Below are 6983 nucleotides of genomic sequence, written 5' to 3'. Positions count from 1 at the left end.
AATTTGCATGGCTGGGTCTACGACATTGAGACAGGTAGCATCGATGCGCTCGACGGCGCAACACGACGCTTTGTGCCGCTCGCCGAGTCACCGACCACCGTTGCGGTGGCTTCGCGCAACCGCGGACAGGTGTGATATAGGTATTAGCTTGAACTCGAATTGACAGGTAGTCGGGCGAACTTCTGTCGCCAACGGGCAATCACGCCGCTCGAGCGAGGCGCGAACTGCAGCCCCTTGAGAATCTTAGCTCGCCTGCCGGAGAAGTTCAGCCGCGAGGACCTGATCCCGCTGGGCAGCCGCATCCGCTGCCGTCTGGCGCTGGAGAGTGCGAGCATCGACGAGCTGCAGGCCTGCCTGGACCACTTGCTGGCCGCCGCCGGCAACGCCACCCTGATGACCATGCCATTGCGCCAGACCCTGTGTGAGCACGCCGCCGGCAATTACCGCATCCTGATGAACTTGGCGGGCGAGCTTCTGGCCCAGGCCGCGCAGCGGGAGCTACCGCAGATCGATGAGAAGCTCTATCTGGAAACCTACAGCGCAACCCAGAACCGCCGCGCCAGGCGGTGAGTGGTGCCGTTGGCCATCGCCGCCACGTCCAGCAACACAACGACGACATCACCATGACCTTCCACCAGCCATCCGGCATCACCCAGGGGCTGCCCCTGCTCATTGATGCCAACTGGACGCCCGCGCAGGCCTGGGCTGTGATCGAATTGCTCGACGATCTGCGCGACCGTCTGCATGCTCACTATCAATTGGCCTTGGCCCAGTGGCTGGCCGAAGATCGGCAGGAGCATCCTGATGGCCTTGGCGATCTCGCAGATAACGACTTCTGATCCAGTAACAAGGGGCCCGCCGGGCCCCTTGTTACATCAGTGCCGCTGCTCCGCATCCGGTCCACCGCGATTGATCGCCACGTCCATCAGCGTTGCCCGACGGCACGCAACATTGGTAATGGACGGTGCCGCAGCCGACCATCAATTACCGTGCCCGCGCATCCATCGAATCTCGTGCTCACGCACAGGGAGCCTCATCCAGTGGCGAGAGGCCGGTCTTCAGGTGCTCGGCCATGGACGACGAGACGCTGCGCATCATCAACTGCAACCTCCACTGCGGCGACAAATAGTTCAGGTCAACTCCCGGCACAGCGACTCGACAGCGCCAAAGGCGCCACACTGACGCTCGCTCGCCGGCTCGCCTTGGTCCACGCGAAGCGCGTAAAGCTGGTAAGCATGCTCCTGTGACGCAACAATGTATGGCATAAGCCACTGCGAATGCGCGAACTTTATGTTCCTGAGCCTTGACGGATGAGAGCGCCACGCGCGCCCAGCCACACTGGATCCGCTCCGTCAATGGCCCCTGCTGATCACATCCAGGAGTTGCCGGCCTTTCCCGGTCACGCGGATCTGCCTGTGGTCTGGTGCCCCAGCTTCGAGACGGACCAACTGGCGCTCGACAAGGGCACCAATGTCGGCGGGGTCGAGTTCATGGTGACCTTCCGCGTCATTGAGAACCATTAGGGCTGCGATCTCGTGGGGGCTCAGCATCTCCTGTCTCCGGCAGTGTGTGACGGGTCATGCCTGGTACGCCGCAGCAGCCTCGCCTGGCCACCGGACCGGTCGCCGGCACGTGACTGACACTATAGAAGTCGAGGCCCGCATTGGAGTCACCAGATTCCGGAGTACTTGCGCTCAATCAAATGAAATTGCCGCATTGAGGGGTGCCTCTTAACTCCCGAGGGGCTTCCCTGGGTAGCTGAGGGTAGGCGCCCCGATCATTCAGGCGGATTACCGGGCGACGCCCCTGGCCACGGAAACTGCGCAGCGCGCGCGAACGCTATCGGCTTACCGTCTTTGCCGTGGGTTGCACCCTTGTCCATCTCTGTCACCCGGAGCCTGACGCATGAAGAACACCCTCGCCCAAAAGGTTTAAGCCATATGATGTATTGCGCATATGGTACGCCGAACGGTACACAGCAAGGGTGCCTGAAGGCGTGGTTATATCTGGTTATATCCCGGCACCTCTGGCCGCCGATCCGCCCGCATGGGAAATCTTCGGCTTTTGCGCCCCTGTTCGCTCCATGGAGACACACACAAGGACGTCGCAATGCCCTTCATGGGCGTCAACTCCGTGTCTGTGCCGAAGGCTTGGCCCCCGGACGCCGCCGATATTCCGGCCCCGCCTTCGTCGAGAAGACTCGCGGCTCCTTTTTATTGTGCTATAGATTTTACATGCGGGCATCCCATCGAAAACACGGCGCTGGAAGATGTGGGGCGCTGCATCATAGATGCGGACCGCAGAGTTCAGAGCTAAGCTAGAGCCTCCAGAATGCCAAAGAATAAAAAACAAGAATTTTTTGAGCCCAATGTACTCATCAATACCCTGATTAAAGCGGGGGCCTTTGATAGAAAAAGTTCGTCTACTGACGACATTCTCACCGATGCTTTACGTTCCGTCCGAAAGCTGCTTGGGATGCAAGTTGCCTTTCTTTCCGAGTTCAGGCGAGATCGGCGGGTCTTCGCCTATGTCGATTCCGACGAGGATTTTTCGCCGATAAACATCGGCGAGTCAGATCCTCTTGACGAAAGCTATTGCCAACGCGTCGTCGATGGCCGCCTACCTGAGCTAATCAGGGATGCCAGGAAAATCCCGGAAGCATTAGACATCAAGGCAACCACCGATTTACCCATTGGGGCTCACCTGAGCATACCGGTTCGTTTTAGCAACGGCCAAGTGTTTGGCACTTTTTGTTGTTTTAGCACAAAGCCAGACGAGACGCTCAACCAACGTGATATGGCTACAATGCGATTGTTTGCAGATTTCTCGGGCCGACTACTTGAGCGCGAGGTCATCGCGCACCACTCGGGCGACATAACCAAGAGACGAATACAGAAACTAATTAAATCCAAAGAATTCAGCATCGTTTATCAGCCAATTTTCTTATTGGATGGCAAACGCGTTGTCGGTTATGAGGCCCTTTGCCGATTTCCCGGCAAACAAGCATCTCCACCGGAAAACGTCTTCCGCGAAGCGCAAGAGGTCGGATTGCTGGTTGAACTTGAGTTGGCGACCGTGGAAATGGCCCTAAATAGCCTGGTCTCGATACCCGATGATTTTCGTATTTCCGTAAACGTTTCCCCCCAAACACTTCTCAGCGGAAAAATTGGCGCAGTGATTAATAAGTTCGATGCAAGCCGAATCGTTTTCGAGCTAACTGAACACTGTTCAGTGGAAGATTACGCTGCGATCTCACGCGAACTGGGCCCGTTGAGAAACAAGGGTATCGCACTCGCCATTGACGACATAGGTGCAGGCTATTCCAGCTTTCGCCATGTACTTGAACTTAAGCCAGAGTTAATCAAATTCGACCGTAGCCTGATTCACAATATTCACATGGAAACTGGGAACCGTGCGCTGGCGGCAGCCTTGGTTCGATTTTCCGAGGAAATGGGCATCGAAGTTATCGCGGAAGGTGTAGAGACCGAAGGCGAGCTTAATGTGCTGCAACGGTTGGGGGTCAGAAAGATTCAAGGCTACATATGGGGGCGACCCGCACCGCTCCCCGTCCTCTGAATTTCATAAACCTTGCCCTGTCGTTCGGTGGATTTCTTGGTTTCCTGCATCCAGCGTGGCGTACAGGGTACTCTGCGCTGTGATGGCGCAGTTAGCGACACTTCGCCCCCACATCCCCCTGCCCTGCCGAAATGGAAGCGAGTCACTAGCTCGACTCCCCCTGAATTGAGCTCGGAGTTTGATGTGCGGTGAAACTGTCGTAACAGTGCCACATCCCTTACGGGTGGCAATGTAGCCATAATGCTACATTGTCCGAAGGCAATCTGCGGCGTGGAAGTAACCCGATCGCGCAGACATAGGTGTCCTAACGATCACTCCGCAATACACGTTGCCGCAAAGACCGTGCACTCAGAATCTCACCCAGAATTTGCCGTGGCCCGGTTTCGCATTGAATTCGAACACCCGGACACCGAGCGCGACTTCCAACGCCACCATTTGCTCCGGACTCAGACATCTCTTCGTCTGACGTTGTGTTGGTGCGTCTTCTTTTACCTTGCTTTTGCCTTGACAGATGTCGCCGCGCTCGGCTTTAGCCGCGAGACATTCCTCTTGTTTGTCAGCCGCACTACTTTCGTCCTGGCAGTGATGCTGGGTTTGCACTATGTACGCACTCAGCCTGAGTCGATTGCGGTCCCTGTGCTTGCGGCCAGTGTTATCGAACTTGTCGGGATGGCAACCTACCTGGTCATCGTCTGGCTGCGCCCGGACGAAATTCAGGGACAAGCGATGTCGCTCTGCATCATGCTAATCATCGTCTATGTCTTCATCCCCAACCGACTGATCATTTCCAAGGGCATTGCGGTAATTGCCACCACCGCTTTCATCGTGATCGCCGCGGCAAGGCTACCTTCGACGGAAGCACTGAAACTATCCATGCGACTGGTTCTTGCCAATGGTGTCGGTCTGGTAGCGGCCCGGCGCTATCAGCGGCTGTGGCGGGAAGAATACCGTGTGTTGATGGACTATAAACATCTTTCCATCCGGGATCATCTCACCGGTTGCTACAACCGTCGTCATCTTCATGACACGGTCTTACCCAGCGAAATCGCAAAGGCACGGCGGCATAAGCAGCAGCTGGCGCTAATCGTCTGTGACATCGATCACTTCAAATCGACCAATGATACCTATGGGCACCAGGCCGGCGACGCCGTGCTTCGGCACGTTTCCTCCATGCTTAGAACATTGACACGGCACCACCTTGACAGCGTGGTGCGCTACGGCGGCGAAGAGTTCGTTCTGGTCTTGAGCCAAACCGGCCGCGACGGCGCTGTGTCACTTGCTGAGCGGCTGCGTCTGGCAATCGCGACGAATCCGACGACCGATGCCATGGGTCGAAGGATTGGCGTTACCGCCAGCTTCGGCGTGCAGGCGATCAATTTTGCGACAGCGGGGAGAACCGTCACCGAGGACCGCCTTTTCGCCGCCGCTGACAGGCTGTTATATGAGGCCAAGGAATCTGGTCGTAACACGATTCGGGTGGACGAATGGGCGGATGACTCATCCGTTCGCACGATGGATTCCCCGCAATCCCGAGCATACGATACCAGCGACGTTTGCTGAAATGTGATCGCTGCAATCGCAGTCTGGCGGGATGCCCCCACGCAAGAGGGGCACAAGCGAGGTTGCGCTTTATTGGATCACTTACTTAAATCTGATTGTAGTTTCGTGAAATGCATGCCGGGGGGGAAGTTGGCAGTAACGGGAACCTTGGTCAAGTCGGCGGCAAAGCACCGTTGACAACCAAGGCAGCCCATTTGGTTACGGGGGCAAATAAAAGAATGACAACGAGCTACGGCCAGGCCGGCCGCTGGGGACAGATCACGCCGAATGGGCGCGGCTGGCAGGACACCATTGCAGCGGCAGACATCGCACTCGGGGAAGCCACTCGTATCCAACGTGGCGTGCGGGACAATCTGAAGCTCCACCAGCAGCTGCGGGAACTCAAGACAGAGCTGCGCAAAGCGCACGCCGAACTGGATCGCTATCGCCAGTCGCATGCGCGGGCCGTGAAGAACTTGCGCCAGTGCGAACGCGAAAGTGATAAGCAGGTCAGCAGGCTGCAAGAGCAAGTCCACAACCTGCGTCTACGCCACCGTGTTTACAAACTGATGACCGAGCATTATGCACTGACTGCTCTGCGACTGGTCCCCGCAACGCTCGCGCTGCATCGTGGCCGCGTCGCAGAACATGTTCTGTTCCAGCAGGGCAAGGGCGTGCCAATCCCTGAAATCAGCTTGGAAGAGTTGGGCGCCGAACTGTTACAGTATTAAGCTGTATCATACAGCACTCTTCTTGCAATGACGCTCTGGACTCGGCCGTGACCGCAGCAGCCGAGTGTCAGTCTGCCCGGTTTGATTCCTCTCAGATTTTCCCGGGTGCGCCAAGCATGACTCCCGACTTTGGCGCACCATTTTCTTTTCCTTCGCCCATAGCCTCATCCCGCCTCCGCGGCCTGTCGCACAGAATGAAGCCACGAACATCTGCCACCCTAGCGGCAAAGAAATGGCGGGGCCGGACGGTTCAAAGTCGCTGGCGTTGTGCCGTATCCATGTCAGCGACGGCCTGGTTTCGGTAAAGCGTGGGGAGGGTACCGTGGGTAACAATATCAAGTTTGGCTTGTGCGTACTGGCCCTGCTGGGCGGTGTGATCTATATCGAAGCTGGGGCAATGAACTTGAGCATGATGGACACTATGCGGCAACTAGGCGCGGATCTCCTGCACCGGCTGTTCTATTGACAGAAAGTTGCCTCATTAAGGATCGCTCTGAGCGAGAGGTGCGCGCAAGCATAGTGAATCCGCGTGGCGCTTGGCCACACGCTGCAATCGGCAAGCCGCTGTCCTCGCTGACGCACGAGGACCTGTTCCTTCCGGCGGGACCCGCACTCGGCCACACGCTGACTGTTAGCAAGGAAGTTGCGCGCGGTCACCTCGGCTGGCGCCCATTTGTCGGCCCAAAGTCGCCCGGCCGAGTGAGCGCGACGGGTAAGGCGGTCTCCGGACGCCGACGCCGGCATCGTAAGCGGCTGGTCGCCGCGCAGGCCGCCTTGGTCGGGGCGTTCACCCTGAGAATCACCGGCCCGGGCCAACCGGCACTGGAATAGTGCACTCCCCCCCCCCAGATTGGGGCGTGGATCCGCAACGACTCCCCTCCTTTCCCAATATTTCCTCGTGGACTACGGGTTATCGCTCGTTGCAGGGTGGCATGGCTGTTGCATATTATTCAAGTGACTTGAATTTGGTGCAGGCATCTTTCCAGAAGCTTTCCCGGGGCGTCCGCAGGCGCCCCGCATCGGTTCGGGTCCGTGACGCCGCGCCAGTGGTTCGTCCAATTTGTCCATGCAACCCAGGGGGAAGAGAGTGCGCAAGAAACACACTGCAGTAGCCGCCGCCATCGCAGCCGCAGCGAC

7 protein-coding genes and 1 pseudogene are annotated in these 6983 nt (G+C 57.6%); all 8 read left to right on the top strand.

Annotation, left to right across the window (positions count from 1 at the left end; translation table 11 throughout):
- A pseudogene (locus tag AC3WQZ_RS35135) lies at positions 1 to 135 on the top strand (carbonic anhydrase); the annotation flags it as partial.
- A 99-nt stretch (positions 136 to 234) separates the two neighbouring features.
- Complete coding sequence (locus AC3WQZ_RS35130; RefSeq protein WP_454750563.1) at positions 235 to 570, top strand: hypothetical protein; 336 nt, start codon at positions 235 to 237, stop codon at positions 568 to 570.
- Positions 571 to 623: 53 nt separating this feature from the next.
- Positions 624 to 839: a hypothetical protein gene (locus AC3WQZ_RS35125; protein ID WP_454750562.1), complete on the top strand. Its 216-nt coding sequence runs from the start codon at positions 624 to 626 to the stop codon at positions 837 to 839.
- 516 nt (positions 840 to 1355) lie between these two features.
- Positions 1356 to 1523: a hypothetical protein gene (locus AC3WQZ_RS35120; RefSeq protein WP_454750561.1), complete on the top strand. Its 168-nt coding sequence runs from the start codon at positions 1356 to 1358 to the stop codon at positions 1521 to 1523.
- An 808-nt stretch (positions 1524 to 2331) separates the two neighbouring features.
- Positions 2332 to 3576, top strand: a complete 1245-nt coding sequence (locus tag AC3WQZ_RS35115) for a sensor domain-containing phosphodiesterase (protein ID WP_454750560.1) — start codon at positions 2332 to 2334, stop codon at positions 3574 to 3576.
- Between the two features lie 372 nt (positions 3577 to 3948).
- Positions 3949 to 5136 (top strand): GGDEF domain-containing protein, encoded by a 1188-nt coding sequence (locus AC3WQZ_RS35110; protein ID WP_454750559.1) that lies wholly within the window; start codon positions 3949 to 3951, stop codon positions 5134 to 5136.
- A 218-nt stretch (positions 5137 to 5354) separates the two neighbouring features.
- Positions 5355 to 5846, top strand: a complete 492-nt coding sequence (locus tag AC3WQZ_RS35105) for a hypothetical protein (RefSeq protein WP_454750558.1) — start codon at positions 5355 to 5357, stop codon at positions 5844 to 5846.
- Positions 5847 to 6078: 232 nt separating this feature from the next.
- Complete coding sequence (locus AC3WQZ_RS35100) at positions 6079 to 6312, top strand: hypothetical protein (protein ID WP_492302110.1); 234 nt, start codon at positions 6079 to 6081, stop codon at positions 6310 to 6312.
- Positions 6313 to 6983 lie beyond the last annotated feature (671 nt).

This window comes from Cupriavidus sp. FW305-26, from assembly GCF_058787975.1.
Note: the sequence above shows the minus strand (reverse complement) of the source record. Positions and strands in the feature narration are given on the sequence as shown.